Raw genomic sequence first — 15331 nt, forward strand, 5'->3', positions numbered from 1 at the left:
TAATTTCATATGTATTTTTCAATCTTACCTATTGAATATTTGTCTGTCATAAATTACAATTACGCTAAGTGTAATCTTCATTCCGGAGGGGGAGTCCGTTTTGATGCAAGTATATAATTATCTTCAGACGAGCTATCCGATGAAGCGGGTCATGATGAATCCTGCTAAAAGTCGTAGCGAATTAAAAAAGGTTTATGATGATATTGTAAACCTTAGTAAAAGTACGCCTTTTTATAAGATAAATATCTCTCAGGAAAATCAGGACTATACATTTGGAGTAAAAGATACCGCATTGGAACTGAAGGTAAAGCTATACGATATGCAAGATCCAGAAGTATCACATTTTGATTCAAAAGCGGTATCTGTCAGCAATGACAGCGTATTGTTTGCGGAACTACTCAATGAGAAGGTTGAGAAACTCCCGGATGAGATAAAAATTCGGGTAGATTCGCTGGCAACCGTTCAGGAGAATAAGGGGAAGGAATTACGTAATGATTCCCGTGCTTTACCTGCCGGAACCTATCAGTTTGAATGTAAAGTATTGGATCAAACCTATCCGCTGATATTTGATCACCCGGAGAGAGGTTCAAATACCGAGGCGATGCAACGTCTTGTCTCGTATTTGAATCAATCAGTGCCTGGAATTAGTGCTACTGTAGAAGAAGCAGAAACAAGCAATTATAGCTATATTAATATCATAGCCAATATGACCGGAAGGTACGGTGCCAATCATTTTTCTTTTCAAGATGAGGATTCAAGTGATGGTGGAATTGTAGACTTCTTCGGAATTGATAGGATTAATAAAGATGCGGATAATGCTAGATTTGAGTTGAATGAAGTAGATAAACAGACAATGAGCAATGCATTTTCCCTGGAAAATACTTTGTTTATCTCCTTACAGAAGGCACAAGAAGAGCCAATTACGTTGAAAATCACCCCGAATGGGAATAAGGTATTAAATTCAGTGGAATCAGTGGTCGATACCTATAATAAATTAATTGATCTGGCACAAAATCGTACCTTATTGAATAAGGATAGCTATAATGCTTCCAAATTAATCAGTGAAATGAAGAGCCTGGGAGATTTTTATAGTAATGAGCTGGAGGCTTGCGGTATCAATCAGATGGAAGACGGAACGCTGCAAATCGAGGAGTCTTTGGCAATGCAAGCAGCTACGGATGGCGGCATGGAGGCTTTGTTTTCCAAAGAAAACGGATTTATCGCAAAGCTCAGAGATAAATCAGAGGCAATTGCAATAAATCCGATGGAGTATCTAGAAAAAACGGTAGTCTTTTATCCGAATACGCAAAAGAGTAACTTTCCTAATCCCTATGTTACATCTATGTATAGCGGTTTGTTTTTTAATTCCTATATCTAAATAGTATAAGATTTTACATATTCGCTGGGAGTCATACCATTACGTTTCTTAAATATTCTGCTAAAATAATTTGGATCTTTATAACCCACCATAAAACACACTTCTTTCACTGTCAAATTGGAGTTGGTTAGTAACTCCTTTGCTTTTTTTACACGAAGCATCGAGAGCCAATCTATAAAATTAAAGCCAGTGGTCTTTTTTATCAATTTGCTAAAGTATTGCGGGCTGATGTTTACCTGTGCAGCAATATCATCTAATGAAATATCCTCTGAATAATGATTCTCCAAATATTCCTTTGTTGCCTTTACGATATGATTGGAATAATCAATCGTGTTTTGACCTTGAAAATAATTAGTGATGAAAACAAAGCGTTGAAAAGCATTCTGGATCAATTCTTCACCACTGTAGGTATTAAATTGCTTGATATACATGGTGTAATCAATGAATCTGATTTCGGTTCGTCCGTCAAAATGCTGTGCAAAGGTGATTAAGGTCAATAGCTCGAATATCTTATTGCGCTTAAATTCATCATCATATGGTTCTAGCCAATCCATCAATATTCCAAAATAATTATAGGACTCTTGTCGATGCATACGCACCGCTTCAAAAAGATGCTGCTCAGTATTTAGGTATTCAATACTGTTATTATCGATCGTGTCCTGTTTTTTATTAAGATAATGCATTATCTTGTTGTTTTTAGTACCTAGCAGACATGAGAGTGAATGGACAAAGGAGGTGTAAAAGGAGAAAGCACTTTGTACGCTACCTATATAGCCTTTAACGGTTACTTTATAGTTTGTCTCCAAGAAATCTATTATCTTTTTACAAAGAGCAGTACTTTCTTCCTTATGTATGTTATCAGTCGGCATATCTTCTCTACTGATTAAAATTGAGATTCGGTTTGCAGCTATAGGACCTATCATATTATTGGTATCTTTCAAAAATTCTTTTAAAGATTTATGAAATTCTAACTCATCCCCTATTGCGCTAATAATATTCATAGAATTCTGAGGATAAAGGTCCACTAAAATAACATAACCATAATTTTTAATATGAAATAACTTCTGATAATAGGACATCTCCGTAGGTGTACATCCCTTAAGAAAGAGGGAAAATATGAAGCTTCGTTCGAACATAGTCTTGAAATCGTGCTGAGTTGGATTTTGACCTGAAATAGCAATATCGAATTGCAAACTATCCCAAAACTGCTGTTGATCCATGGCGTGAGCTTTGTCTTTTAGAATACCCATATAAACTCCTCCTTTATGGAATGGAAAATTATGTAATGTATAATAGAATTATAGCATATAAGAGTAAATTATGCACTACTAAAATGTTGTCTGACGATAATTGTTACACAATGTTAATTAATTTAATATTTTAGTAAATTTAATTAATATTTCGGTAAATTAACTTAATAAAATAGCAATCCAAGTTAATAAATATGTATTACATTTGCCACGAAACTGCCAAGGGAAAGAAATACCATTAATAATATAATAGATGAAACACTTGACAGAAGGGAGGAATGTATATGAAATGTAGAAAATTAGCAACCGCAGTTATTGCGACCACATTGCTTTCCTTCACAACAATCAGCGGTATTGCATTTCATACATCCTTGGCTGATACAAAAGCCGGAGAACATGACTCCTCTATCGCGAATTTCAGTTACAGTAATGACAACTATACAGATTCTCAATGGTATATCAATAATACGGGACATTACACCAATTACTCCTATGAGAAGAAGCAGGTATTAAGCTCAAGTAAGGGTATTGATATGAATGTAGATACAGCTTGGAATTACTTGAATGAAACCGGGAAAGCAAAGAATGAAGTAGTTGTAGCAGTAATTGACACCGGTATCGATTATAACCATCCGGATTTAGCGAAAAATATGTGGAGAAATAAAGGCGAGATCCCTGGTGACAATATAGATAACGATCACAACGGCTATATTGATGATGTATACGGATGGGATTTTTATAATAACGATGCAACTGTTTGTAATTATGAAGAGCAGGATAAAACGGTAACAGCATTTATTTCTGATAATGATAATCATGGTACTCATGTTGCCGGAATCATAGCAGCAGTTGCAAATAATAATATAGGAATTAATGGCGTAGCTTCCAATGTTAATGTAAAGATTATGTCACTGAAGGTAAACGGAGGTACGGACGGCAGTGGAAGTATGGAGAGTGCAGTTGAAGCTATTAAGTACGCGGAGAAGATGGGTGCAGATATCTGTAACGTCAGCTGGGGTGCACTTGGATATACCGATGAATTAAAGGAAACGATTAAAAACTCAAATATGTTATTTGTAGCAGCAGCCGGTAATTTTAGCTCTAATAATGATAAACAGCCTGTTTATCCGGCAAGTTTTGGCTTTGACAATATAATATCCGTGACAGCAGTTGATTCTAACGGAATCCTGGGAGAGAAAGTGGATTATGGATTGAGTATGGTAGACATCGCAGCTCCCGGTATTGACATCTATAGCACCATAGTTGGTGGATATGGTCGTATGAGCGGAACTTCAATGGCAGCACCTCAGGTTTCTGCAATCGCTGCATTACTTTATGCATCTGACGATAAAATGAGCGCAGATCAAGCAAAAAGCCTAATTAATGATAATGTAAAACATATTTCTACTCTTAATGGTAAAATCAAACATGCAGGTATTCCCGATGCGTACCAATTATTAAAAGCATCCGAACGTTTGATTAAGAAGGAACAGGTAAAATCAAATGTGATTCAAAACAAACAGCTTAATCCGATTTTACCGAGTAATTCTAACATTCAAATCATACTGATGAATAATCAGGATATTCTCCCAAAGGAAAATGCAGTATTTACTGTAATACTAATGGGGCAGTTGAACTTGAATTCAAAGGGAATGATATATATTAAGCCCGATACAAATACAGATAGAAAGCGATGTTCCCTGTACCGACGTATTTAGGAGTTTGGTAAGTTAATGTCAAACTCCTATTAAAAAATTGCTAGCTCCTTCCTTTAACTATAAATTAAGAAAAAGAACGTGAAAGTCTAAGACTGAAGCGTTCTTTTTTGATATAAAAAAATATATTGACGGAAAATCTCGGTTATGTTATATTTAGTAAGCAACCAAATTGGGCTTTTTTTTTATGCTTAAAAGTTCGTTGGAAAGTTTATTGGCGTAGCGCTACAAGAGAAATCGGAGGTGGATATTGTGCGCGTAAAAATCACATTGGCATGTACTGATTGCAAACAACGCAATTATAACACGACCAAAGAAAAGAAGACACATCCAGACAGAATGGAAACTAAGAAGTATTGTAAGTTCTGCAGAACTCACACATTGCACAAGGAAACAAAATAATCTAAACTGAAAGGGAAGTGAAGACATGGGAGAGGTAACTAATTCTACAGTCGAAAAGGCTCCGAAAAGAAGCTGGTTCGATGGTCTTAAAGCCGAGTTTAAGAAAATTGTATGGCCGGACAGAGAAACGCTTGTAAAATCTACAGTTGCTGTTATTACCGTAACCATTATCCTTGGTGCATTGATTTTTGTACTCGATACCGTATTTGAATATGGTGTTGGGCATATTATAGGATAAGGGTGAGAATATGTCAGAAGCTAATTGGTACGTTGTCCACACCTATTCAGGGTATGAGAACAAAGTAAAAGCGAACATTGAGAAGACAATCGAAAACAGAAAATTGCAGGATCAGATTTTAGAAGTATCTGTACCGATGCAGGATGTCATCGAAGTTAAGAACGGCGTGAAGAAACGTGTTCAAAAGAAGATGTTTCCGGGTTATGTATTACTTAATATGGTCATGAATGATGATGTATGGTATGTAGTGCGTAATACCAGAGGTGTAACAGGTTTTGTTGGCCCTGACTCTAAGCAACCGGTTCCGTTAACGGAAACTGAGATGCAAAGTATGGGAATCAAGAATGACGAATTGAATGTTGAATTTGAAATCGGTGATATGATTACTGTTGCTTCCGGTGTATGGGAGAATACAACAGGTCAGATTAAACAGATTAATCCGCATAAGCAGAGTGTTACAATCAGCGTAGACATGTTCGGACGCGAGACTCCGGTTGAGATAAGCTTCAGTGAAGTAAAGGTTCGCAAGTAAGGATTTTTGTTAATGCAATGAAGAACTAGGTAATGTTAGTTCGTTACGTGGGAGGGAAATCCCCGCAAACACCACATTTATCAGGAGGTATGCTATCATGGCAAAAAAAGTAACAGGTTATATCAAATTACAGATTCCAGCAGGCAAGGCTACACCAGCTCCACCGGTTGGTCCAGCACTTGGTCAGCACGGTGTAAACATTGTACAGTTTACAAAAGAATTTAACGCAAGAACAGCAGATCAGGACGGAATTGTTACACCAGTTGTAATTACCGTATATGCTGACAGAAGCTTTAGTTTTGTAACAAAGACTCCTCCGGCAGCAGTTTTGATTAAGAAAGAACTTAATCTTAAGTCCGGTTCCGCTGTACCTAACAAAACTAAGGTAGCAAAGATGACTACAGCACAGGTAAGAAAAATCGCTGAGATTAAAATGCCTGACTTAAATGCAGCAACAATTGAAGCTGCTATGAGCATGGTTGCAGGTACTGCAAGAAGCATGGGCGTAACTGTAGTTGACTAATTTGAATGCAACGGCACGATTGAAAGAGATTGTGTATTGATAATCTATTAACGTGGGAGGGTATGTCGAACAAACTCATTCGGCAGACCAAAACGTAGAACGTTTTGGCAACGTGGTTCACAGAATTACGTTTTCCCCCGTATAACCACTAGGAGGTTTATAGAATGAAAAGAGGAAAGAAATATGTTGAATCTGCAAAGTCTATCGACAGAGCAGTTCAGTATGATGCAGCTGAGGCAATCAGCTTAGTAAAAAAAGCCGCAGTGGCAAAATTCGATGAAACAGTAGAAGCGCACATCAGACTTGGTGTTGATGGTCGTCATGCTGATCAGCAGGTTCGTGGTGCGGTTGTATTACCTCACGGTACAGGTAAAACTGTTCGTGTTCTCGTATTTGCGAAAGGCGATAAAGCAAATGAAGCTTTAGCAGCAGGCGCTGACTTCGTTGGTGCTGAGGATTTAATCCCTAAGATCCAGAATGAAAACTGGTTCGAATTTGATGTTGTAGTAGCTACACCTGACATGATGGGCGTTGTTGGTCGTTTAGGACGTGTTCTCGGACCTAAGGGCTTAATGCCAAACCCTAAAGCAGGTACAGTAACTATGGATGTTACTAAGGCTGTTAACGATATCAAAGCTGGTAAGATTGAATACAGACTTGACAAGACAAACATTATCCATGTTCCACTTGGTAAGGCTTCCTTTACTGAAGAGATGTTAAACGACAACTTCCAGACCTTAATCGGTGCTGTAGTGAAAGCGAAACCATCTGCTGCAAAGGGTCAGTACTTAAAGAGTGTTACATTAGCATCTACAATGGGTCCTGGCGTAAAACTTAACACAGCTAAGTTAGGCTAATCACATTGTTATAAAAATGAGTCCAACCAATGAATTCTAAATCGGAAATGCTTCCGCTTTGGAAAACGTTGATTGGACTCATTTTGATTTAAGTTATGAACATAATTGTACTTATGGGATTATATGAAAGTCCTTTCCAACATAAATATTTTTCGGAAGAGATTCAATAAAGACATGATCCAAAAATTACATTTTGTATTTTGAATAATTAATTAATTCTAGGGTTGACAACATGTTTTCGTTCATGTTATAATTCGTTTTGCGTGAATTTATTGTTCACACATGAAACTGCCGAAGACAGTAGGTGCCGTAAGGCATAAGTTGATAACGCCTACCGAGGAAAAGTTGATTGAAATCATTATGATTTTATTAACCTCTTCTGCATAGGCGGATAGAGGTTTTTTTGTACAATCAATGAAGTCACCGGCGAGTTATACCAAAAGGTTACCGGAATTCCGGCAGTCTAATAAGAAACAAGGAGGTGTACGTAATGGCTAAAGTTGAATTAAAACAACCAGTCGTTGAAGAAATTAAAGGTTATGTAAGTACTGCTAAAGCAGCTGTATTAGTAGATTACCGTGGTTTAACCGTTGCTCAGGATACTGAACTTCGTAAGAAGTTAAGAGATGCTGGTGTGGTTTACAAGGTATACAAGAACACAATGCTTAATTTCGCATTTAAGGGAACAGAATTCGAAGCTTTATCAGGCGAATTAAACGGACCTACCGCTGTAGCGTTTGGTTTGGATGATGCAACCGTCCCAGCAAGAATTATACTTGAATGCACAAAGACAATGCCTAACTTAGAATTTAAGGCTGGTGTTGTTGAAGGAAATTACTATGATAGCAAGAAGATTCAGGTTATCGCAACAATTCCTTCAAGAGAAGTTCTTATTTCCAAGTTACTTGGAAGCTTACAGTCTCCGATTACAAACCTTGCTCGTGTACTTAATCAGATCGCAGAGAAACAGGCTTAATCAGCACTGCTTCAAGAGATTTGTTTTTGTTACATTGGCGAACAAGCTTCGTAACCGGCAAAATGGTAAGATAATTTTTAGTTAAATGTATCTTGCAGAATAATTGGGAACATAAATAACCCGAATAAAACAAATAATAAATATTTAATGGAGGAAATCGAAATGACAACTCAGGAATTTATCGAGGCAATTAAGAGCCTTACTGTATTAGAGTTAAATGATTTAGTAAAAGCATGTGAAGAAGAATTTGGTGTATCCGCAGCAGCAGGTGTTGTAGTAGCAGCTGGTCCTGCAGCAGAAGCTGAAGAAGAGAAGACAGAGTTCAACGTTGAGTTAACAGAAGCTGGTCCTAACAAGGTTAAAGTTATCAAAGTTGTTCGTGAAGTAACAGGCTTAGGCTTAAAAGAAGCTAAGGATCTTGTTGATGGCGCTCCTAAGGTAGTTAAAGAAGGCGCAAACAAATCAGAATCTGATGAAATCAAAGCTAAATTAGAAGCAGAAGGCGCTAAAGTAACTTTGAAATAAGTTGATCAATTAGAACCCACTCTTAGGAGTGGGTTTTTTTGCGTAATCAATGCTCTTTTATGTATTTGCTCAATTGTTCATGCCATTGAACGGTTCGATATTCTTGAGGCTCTGTAGCTTCGCCAAATATTAAATCAAGAACATGGTGCGGGGTTTTTCCCCCAATGTACATGGATTTGATACAGGAGACACAGTATACTACAACATCCTCACATGGCATGGAGTCAGCGCGTCTTTGCATCGCTTTATGAACTTCTTCAAGTGGAACTTTTTCGTATAAATCATCACCACAACAAATTGATTTTGTACCGTGCATCTTTGTTTCAATAATATTAATATTCATTTTTTTAAGCAAATTCCGTATTGCCTGGTGAATTTGAGGCTTTTCCCTGATGGGGCAGGCATCGTGAATTGTCATTATAAGACCGTTATAATCAGGCAGAGGGAAGTTGTTCAATTGATCGATTACCTCCCAGACGGACAAGGTATCAATGCCATGGTAGAGGGTATGAAATCTTCTGTCACATCCGGAACAGACATTGATGATAGTAGAACCTTCCGGCAAACATGGGTCATGATGACAACATATCTTATGCATTTCTACAGAGGAATAATTCTCGTTTAAATATTCTAGCAATTGAATCTCCATATTTGGTTTATATAGACTCAAAGCACATCCTGGATTAAAATATAATGTTTCGTTGGGCATAAGCTTTCTCCTGTTAGTAATGAAAATGGGGATACAAGAAAAGTGTTCTTTGAATTTATTATACTAAAAGAAGTAAAAATCTTCTATACTAATTCCTTTTTGAAAGCATCGAAAAATTACCAACTTATTCATGTAAAATGCATTGCAAAAATTATTAGCCTTAAACATACGGATAACTATGACTGGATTTTAGGATGGTAACGTATTGCAAAGATAAACCACTATTTGTATAATGATAACATATATGGAATAGAGTGGATTTGGCTGGGAGTTATATTACCACAGGGAGATAAAGAAAAACACGTATATGGGGGAGATTAACTATGATAAATTGTAAATCTTGTACTGCTGTACTCGAGGACGATGCCAAGCTATGCCATTGGTGTGGTATGGAAGTAGATGAGGTGGTAACAGAGGAAGAAAATAATGAGAGTAATGTCATGACGGAGGGTTTCGAGAAAGAACCTTCGTCTGTGAAAGAAGATGAGAATAAGTCTAAAGGCCAGTTTGATGTTAGGAATATTGAGGATATTAAAAACTTATTCTTTAAAAATTGGAAAAGAACTTTATCATCAGCAATTGGTATTTTCTTCATATTTGCTATTTTTATATTTGTGATTTTTCCCAATGCAATAAGAAGCGAAAAAGCCCCTCAGTTATTATTGTATTATAAAGATGATAATTTATACTCTACCCAGCTGGGCAAGGGGAAACCGGAACTGTTTAGCGAATCTTTTATGGAAGAGATTAAGGGTTACTCGTTGAATAGGGGGAAAATTAAAGTATATTATGAGCTGGACGGTGAACTGCATATGAAAAGCCAATCCGGTGATACTGTAATTGATAAGAATGTAATAAACCTTAAAATGAATAAACGAGGGGATGAGATCGTTTATGATACAAATGAATCAAAAATCTTTAAGATAGATGTAAATAATAAGAAAACTATGATAGCGGATTATTCAAGTTTAATGGATGCATCGAAGGATTTAAGCGTAATTTATTATAATAAAAGTAATGATCTCTATAAAAAGAAAGATAATGAGAAAGCGGTAAAAGTTGCATCGCATATTCGTGAGATTATAAAATTATATGATAGCGGTGAGATGTATTATATTACGAATCCTGACATATCAATAACTCCATCTTCTTCAGACGAGATATCTAAAGTTACTTCTACTACCGTTTATAATACTATGTCGGTAAGGACATCTGCTATGGATGATAACAGTAGTGGAGTATACGATGTTGGAGAAAAAGATGCAACCAATACAGGGTCAGAAAGTATTTCGGTTAATCCGGATGATTTAAATAAAGGGCAACGTTTTAAATTATATTATTATGATAACAAATCATCCAAATTACTTAGTGAGAATTATGCTGAATTAATCGGTTCGGATAAGGATATACCATTAATTTATTATAGGTGCTTTATCAGTGATGGTCCTAAAGAGGCGGTTTATCCAATGGATGATGGTTCGGAAGGATCAGTTGTGTACACTACTGTGAATAACGATAAAGAGATTTATATTTGTAATAAAGATAAGAACATGAAATTAAAGGCTGATAAAGGTGAAACGAATTTTGATTTCAGTGATGGTATATATTATTATATGACTATACCCAATGCTGATGAGTTAAGAGGAGATTTAAGTTATTGTGAATATTCCGATGGATCATTTAAAATTAAAAAATATGCTAAGAATATATCGGGGTACAAATTATTTAAAAATCATGTAGCATATATTAAAGATGTCAAAGGGTCGGCAGGTGATTTATATGTTGATCATAAAAAAGTAGAAAGTGATGTCAACATTGGTTCTATGATGATTAGACAATACAAGGATGAGGTGGAATCAGTAATGGAAACGGAGTCTACAATGGATTTAAATAAACACTCGGATGCACTTATGTATATAAAAACAGAAAAGAATTCAACAAAAGGGGCATCCCTGATACTATGGAGAAAAGGAAAGAAAGTAAAAATCAATGACAACATAGTGGATATTAAAGTGTATGAGGATGGACAGATTGTTTATGAAACAGGGAAAGGATCATCGTTTGATGGATATGTCTACAAAGGGAATGGGAAAAGTGAACTGATTGATAAAGGCATTACAGGATTCGTTAGATAACCGCAAGCTCTGCTAAGATACCATATATACTATACTAACTGAGTTGGTTGGGGGTAATATGATCATTTGTAAGAATTGTAATGCAGTTATTGAAGATAAAGCTAAGGTGTGTCACTGGTGTGGCGCACAGATTACAGCGGAATCAAGACAGGAGAAAAGGAAGATTCCGATTATACTGTGGTTGGTAGTAATAATATCGCTAGCTTTATTATTGATCGTACTACTTCCTATGTTAGGTTCTGAAAAAACCAAGTGGAATAAGATGGTATCCAACCAAAGCAAGGAGGGAGAGGGAATTACAACGAGCCCTACAGTGATGAGCAAGGCTAAAGTGACCCCGGAGCCTGCATCTGTGGATGCTTCATATAGTGACCCTCTTCAAAGCCTATATTATCTGAAAGGGAATAAAGTTTATCGTTCACAGCTTGATAATCAAAAGCCACAGGTGATAATTAACTCTTTGTTCCACAACCAGGAAATGACGGATTCCATTCTTCTAAGCAAGGATGGGTCAAAGCTTTTTTATCCTCAGAATCATCAGGCTGAGGCGACCAATGTAAGTGTCTTTCAATATAATATCGATTCATTGGAAAACGAACGAAGTAGAATTGATTCGAATATAAATGGCTATACCATTAATGAAGACGGGAGTAAAATATATTATTTTAAAGACAGTGATTTATATGTTAGTGATATGATAAAAAGTAAAAAAATTGATACCGATGTAACGGAATGTTTGATTAATCAAAAGGGAGATTGGATTTTCTATTATAAAAATGACGGAAGTGTTTATCAGAAAAAAGGAAATGAAGATAAGCAATTAATTGCTAACAATGGGAGCATACAGTATACCTCACCAGACTTTAATACGATTTATTATATACAAGATCAAACACTTTACCGACTAGAGTATGGCAGAAATTTGGTGAAAATCGCCGATGGTGTCGTAAATCTTTATTCCGTGTATTCTGATGGAACAATTTATTATCTTAGTAGCAAAGAGGTGAAAGCTGCAGATTATGTTGATGATGATATGGCAGCATCAGATGCAGCGATGAAGATGCCAACTCGTGCGGACTATTCCGACTATAATAAATTTGAAGTTGCAAAATCCACCTATCAGAAGAAGTTAACAAGAGATGCATTAAGAAATAGTTTAGCAACGACCAGCACGCAAGGCAATTGGTTTGATTTGTATATTTATTCCAAAGGCAAGAGTAAGCTAATTAGTGATTGTTGTATTAATGTGTGGGGGTTAACAAACCAAAAACGGACGATAGGATTTGCCTCAAATTATGCGGGAAATACAAAGCCGATGCTTATCTATTCACAGTTAAAAAAAACAGATATCAGTAAAGTTAAGATCTCAAAGATAAAATCGGTGGAAGATGTATTCCGATTCATCTCGGATGAATTCTCACTTAAGCAGGAGTGCTTCTATTGTGTTGGGGATAAGAAAATTGAAAGAATCGGAGAAGGCATCTACAGCGAATTTGTAATCAGCCCAAAGCAAGACGGAGTATATTATATCAAGATAAACAAAAAGCACGGATTGGCTGGAGATTTGTACTATTCATCCATCAATGAGACGTCTATCTCTGAAGGAGAAATTCGTGATAAAAATGTTTATGCCGGTTGCAATTATTTTCTCGGAGATAAATTTTTGTATTATAAAAATGTGGATGAATCTAATTCGATGGGAGATATGGTTCTGGACGGGAAGAAGTTAGATAGTAATGTATTTATCTATCAATCACTTGATAATGATCCGAACTCCAATTCATTTATCTATATTAAGAATGTGATTGAGGATTCTGCCTCATTTACGGTAATGCATTACCGGAATAAGATGGTCAATAAGATTGCTGATTATGTAAGTAGCTACAAAGTTTTAAATCACTATACAGTAGGGTATGTATCCGCTGATGTGTCAGCAGGACATAATGGGAATCTATATTTTTATGATGGAACTAAGACGGAACTGATTGATAAAGGGGTAAACAGAATCATATCTCCTTCGAAAAATATATATTTTGCAATTCAAGGAATGTATAATAGTAATTGGTAAACTATAGAGATTACTATGTTAGATGGGATAGAAATAAGTATTTTAATACGAAGGAAGAAATCATACTTGGGGGAAGATGAAATGAGATGCAGAAGTTGTAATGCTGAAATAGAGGATGGAGATAAGGCATGTCGGTGGTGTGGAACGGAAACACAATATCATAATGAGATTAAGGAACAAAGAGGACATAAAATATCTTTAAAAAGTATGGGGCTGATAGGGAGTGGATTGGTGCTTGCTATCATAGTGATTGTCGTAGTGATATCTATGTCCCTACAAGATAGAGTACATGTTAAGAGCCCGGCGGTCACGGTGAAAGGTAATGTTGGTGGAGCAAAAGAAGCTTCAAAAAGCGGAAATCTGCAAACTTCTGCGAATGGTGGAAGTGAAGGAACTGGTGAGAATGAAGGTGGAGATACAGGAGATTCGGACTCTAAGGATAGTCAGGCCAATGTATTGCAAAGTGTATTTTATGTCAAGAATTATGATGAGCTAATGTTTACTTCGCTGAATCGTGTAAAACCACAGAGATTGGGTGAAATACCCAGGAATAATACTGATGTTTCGTTGAGTATCAATGAGGATGGCAAAAAAGTTATTTATAACTACAATATGGATGATGTGAGTGATTCGTATATCTTTCAGCCTAATAATTTGACTAATGCTATGGCATTTTGTTGTGATTTAACGGATGAACATGTTAGTAAAATTAAAATTGATAAAGAAATAGAAAGCTGCGTTATGAATCAAACCTCAACCAAGTTTTATTATTTAGCAAAGTCAAAGCATCTTTTTTATAATAATCTTAATAAAATTGAAGATATTGATGAATTAGTCATGGATTATTACATTAGTGAGAGTGGAGATGCAGTGTTATATAATAAGGATTATGTTTATGAGACATATCTAAAAAGGGAAGGTAAGAAGAAGGAACTAATAGGGAGTGATATAAGACTTCAATATGCAACAAAAGATTTAAAGCAAATATACTATATTAATGACCAAAGCTTATGTTTGTATCAAGATGGACAGACCACAATCATTGGGGATAATGTAAATTATGTTGTTAGTATAAATGAGAAAGGTCAAGTTTATTATATATCCGCAGATTATGATGATTCCGGTGAATCTTCAGATGATATGGAGAATGGTGAAGAATACTCTCTGTACTATTACACGGAGGGTAAATCAAAACTTGTTAAGAAGTATCGTTATGGTTATAGTGATGGTTATAGTCAGCCGGAGAATAGTGTGATTGGAACATTTGACTCATCAGACAATGAACCTATAGTTTTATTTTTGGCGAAGCAAGTTATAAAAAAAGGTGAGAATAAAGCTTCGGATAACAAATACAAATATATTGCATATGTTTGCAAAGGGGATACTATCATCGGAGAGTTAAAACATAATGGTGATTATGAGTTTAATCAGGATGTTTTAAATAGTAATCTATACTATCAACCATATGAATCGGATAGCTTGTATTATGTTACGGTAACAGGTGTTGGGGTATCAGAACCGGTTAAGTATGCGGATGATGTATATAATTATGAAATATATGGAGATGATGTAGTAGTTTATAAAAATGTAAAGTCTAATGGTCAAGGGGACATTGGGGATTTATATATAAACAACAAATTAATCGATCATAAAGTGGATCTTTATTCGATCATGAAAGATGAGAATTCGAAACTTTATACTTTTTGTAAAGAGTATGGTAGATCCACCATGGTATACGATGGAGTTAAGGTAAAGAAATTGGGAGATGATATCACTGTATGTAAACAGTTTGATGGTAATAAAATAGTCTATTTTAAAATGGGTGAGAAGGATGTCGGTAAGCTTTATCTATATGATGGAAGCGGAGATGATATATTGATCGATGATGGAGTTACTCAGATTCCGGATGCATATCCAGGAAATTATGGTTATAAAGATTACATGGATTAGTGTTTAGCTTTCGGCAGGCCACATAGAGGGCAAACAATAGACTCACGAATTGTAAAGAGAACAATTTGGACGT

14 protein-coding genes and 1 other annotated feature are annotated in these 15331 nt (G+C 35.9%); of the genes, 12 read left to right on the forward strand and 2 right to left on the reverse strand.

From position 1 onward, the window contains the following. Nucleotides 1-103 precede the first annotated feature (103 nt). Nucleotides 104-1378 (forward strand): hypothetical protein, encoded by a 1275-nt coding sequence (locus tag AC6IWN_RS18710; RefSeq protein ID WP_497989615.1) that lies wholly within the window; start codon nucleotides 104-106, stop codon nucleotides 1376-1378. Here the strand turns inward: AC6IWN_RS18710 and AC6IWN_RS18715 are convergent. Next, a complete protein-coding gene (locus AC6IWN_RS18715) occupies nucleotides 1375-2628 on the reverse strand; it encodes a helix-turn-helix domain-containing protein (protein ID WP_497989616.1) in 1254 nt (417 codons plus the stop codon). The genes AC6IWN_RS18710 and AC6IWN_RS18715 overlap by 4 nt on opposite strands. A gap of 284 nt (nucleotides 2629-2912) precedes the next feature. Between AC6IWN_RS18715 and AC6IWN_RS18720 the strand changes: the two genes are divergently transcribed. The 8 genes from AC6IWN_RS18720 to rplL all read left to right on the forward strand — a co-directional run bounded on the left by AC6IWN_RS18720 (nucleotide 2913) and on the right by rplL (nucleotide 8396). Beyond that, nucleotides 2913-4346, forward strand: coding sequence for a S8 family peptidase (locus tag AC6IWN_RS18720; RefSeq protein ID WP_497989618.1), 1434 nt, complete (start codon nucleotides 2913-2915; stop codon nucleotides 4344-4346). A 249-nt stretch (nucleotides 4347-4595) separates the two neighbouring features. Beyond that, complete coding sequence (gene rpmG / locus AC6IWN_RS18725) at nucleotides 4596-4745, forward strand: 50S ribosomal protein L33 (protein WP_497989620.1); 150 nt, start codon at nucleotides 4596-4598, stop codon at nucleotides 4743-4745. A 25-nt stretch (nucleotides 4746-4770) separates the two neighbouring features. Beyond that, the gene (gene secE, locus AC6IWN_RS18730) at nucleotides 4771-4983 is read left to right on the forward strand and encodes a preprotein translocase subunit SecE (protein WP_497989621.1); all 213 of its coding nucleotides are present in this window, start codon (nucleotides 4771-4773) and stop codon (nucleotides 4981-4983) included. A gap of 10 nt (nucleotides 4984-4993) precedes the next feature. Further along, entirely contained in the window at nucleotides 4994-5515 is a 522-nt protein-coding gene (nusG, locus tag AC6IWN_RS18735) for a transcription termination/antitermination protein NusG (RefSeq protein ID WP_497989623.1), read from the forward strand. Nucleotides 5516-5612: 97 nt separating this feature from the next. Beyond that, complete coding sequence (rplK, locus tag AC6IWN_RS18740; RefSeq protein WP_497989625.1) at nucleotides 5613-6038, forward strand: 50S ribosomal protein L11; 426 nt, start codon at nucleotides 5613-5615, stop codon at nucleotides 6036-6038. Between the two features lie 164 nt (nucleotides 6039-6202). Continuing rightward, nucleotides 6203-6895: a 50S ribosomal protein L1 gene (gene rplA, locus AC6IWN_RS18745; RefSeq protein ID WP_497989627.1), complete on the forward strand. Its 693-nt coding sequence runs from the start codon at nucleotides 6203-6205 to the stop codon at nucleotides 6893-6895. Nucleotides 6896-7168: 273 nt separating this feature from the next. Beyond that, nucleotides 7169-7308, forward strand: a sequence feature (ribosomal protein L10 leader region). Nucleotides 7309-7385: 77 nt separating this feature from the next. Further along, entirely contained in the window at nucleotides 7386-7871 is a 486-nt protein-coding gene (gene rplJ / locus AC6IWN_RS18750; protein WP_497989628.1) for a 50S ribosomal protein L10, read from the forward strand. 162 nt (nucleotides 7872-8033) lie between these two features. Beyond that, a complete protein-coding gene (gene rplL / locus AC6IWN_RS18755) occupies nucleotides 8034-8396 on the forward strand; it encodes a 50S ribosomal protein L7/L12 (protein ID WP_497989630.1) in 363 nt (120 codons plus the stop codon). A gap of 46 nt (nucleotides 8397-8442) precedes the next feature. Here rplL and AC6IWN_RS18760 read toward each other — a convergent pair whose 3' ends face one another. Continuing rightward, nucleotides 8443-9105, reverse strand: coding sequence for a heterodisulfide reductase-related iron-sulfur binding cluster (locus AC6IWN_RS18760; RefSeq protein WP_497989632.1), 663 nt, complete (start codon nucleotides 9103-9105; stop codon nucleotides 8443-8445). A gap of 323 nt (nucleotides 9106-9428) precedes the next feature. Between AC6IWN_RS18760 and AC6IWN_RS18765 the strand changes: the two genes are divergently transcribed. From AC6IWN_RS18765 to AC6IWN_RS18775, 3 genes are all read left to right on the forward strand, one after another. Then, nucleotides 9429-11240 carry a hypothetical protein gene (locus AC6IWN_RS18765; RefSeq protein WP_497989634.1) on the forward strand — a complete coding sequence of 604 codons (1812 nt, stop codon included), beginning with the start codon at nucleotides 9429-9431 and terminating at the stop codon, nucleotides 11238-11240. A gap of 58 nt (nucleotides 11241-11298) precedes the next feature. Beyond that, nucleotides 11299-13308 carry a hypothetical protein gene (locus AC6IWN_RS18770; protein WP_497989636.1) on the forward strand — a complete coding sequence of 670 codons (2010 nt, stop codon included), beginning with the start codon at nucleotides 11299-11301 and terminating at the stop codon, nucleotides 13306-13308. A gap of 81 nt (nucleotides 13309-13389) precedes the next feature. Continuing rightward, nucleotides 13390-15258, forward strand: coding sequence for a hypothetical protein (locus AC6IWN_RS18775; RefSeq protein ID WP_497989637.1), 1869 nt, complete (start codon nucleotides 13390-13392; stop codon nucleotides 15256-15258). Nucleotides 15259-15331: the final 73 nt, after the last annotated feature.

The organism is Variimorphobacter sp. HTMS_6 (assembly GCF_059717775.1).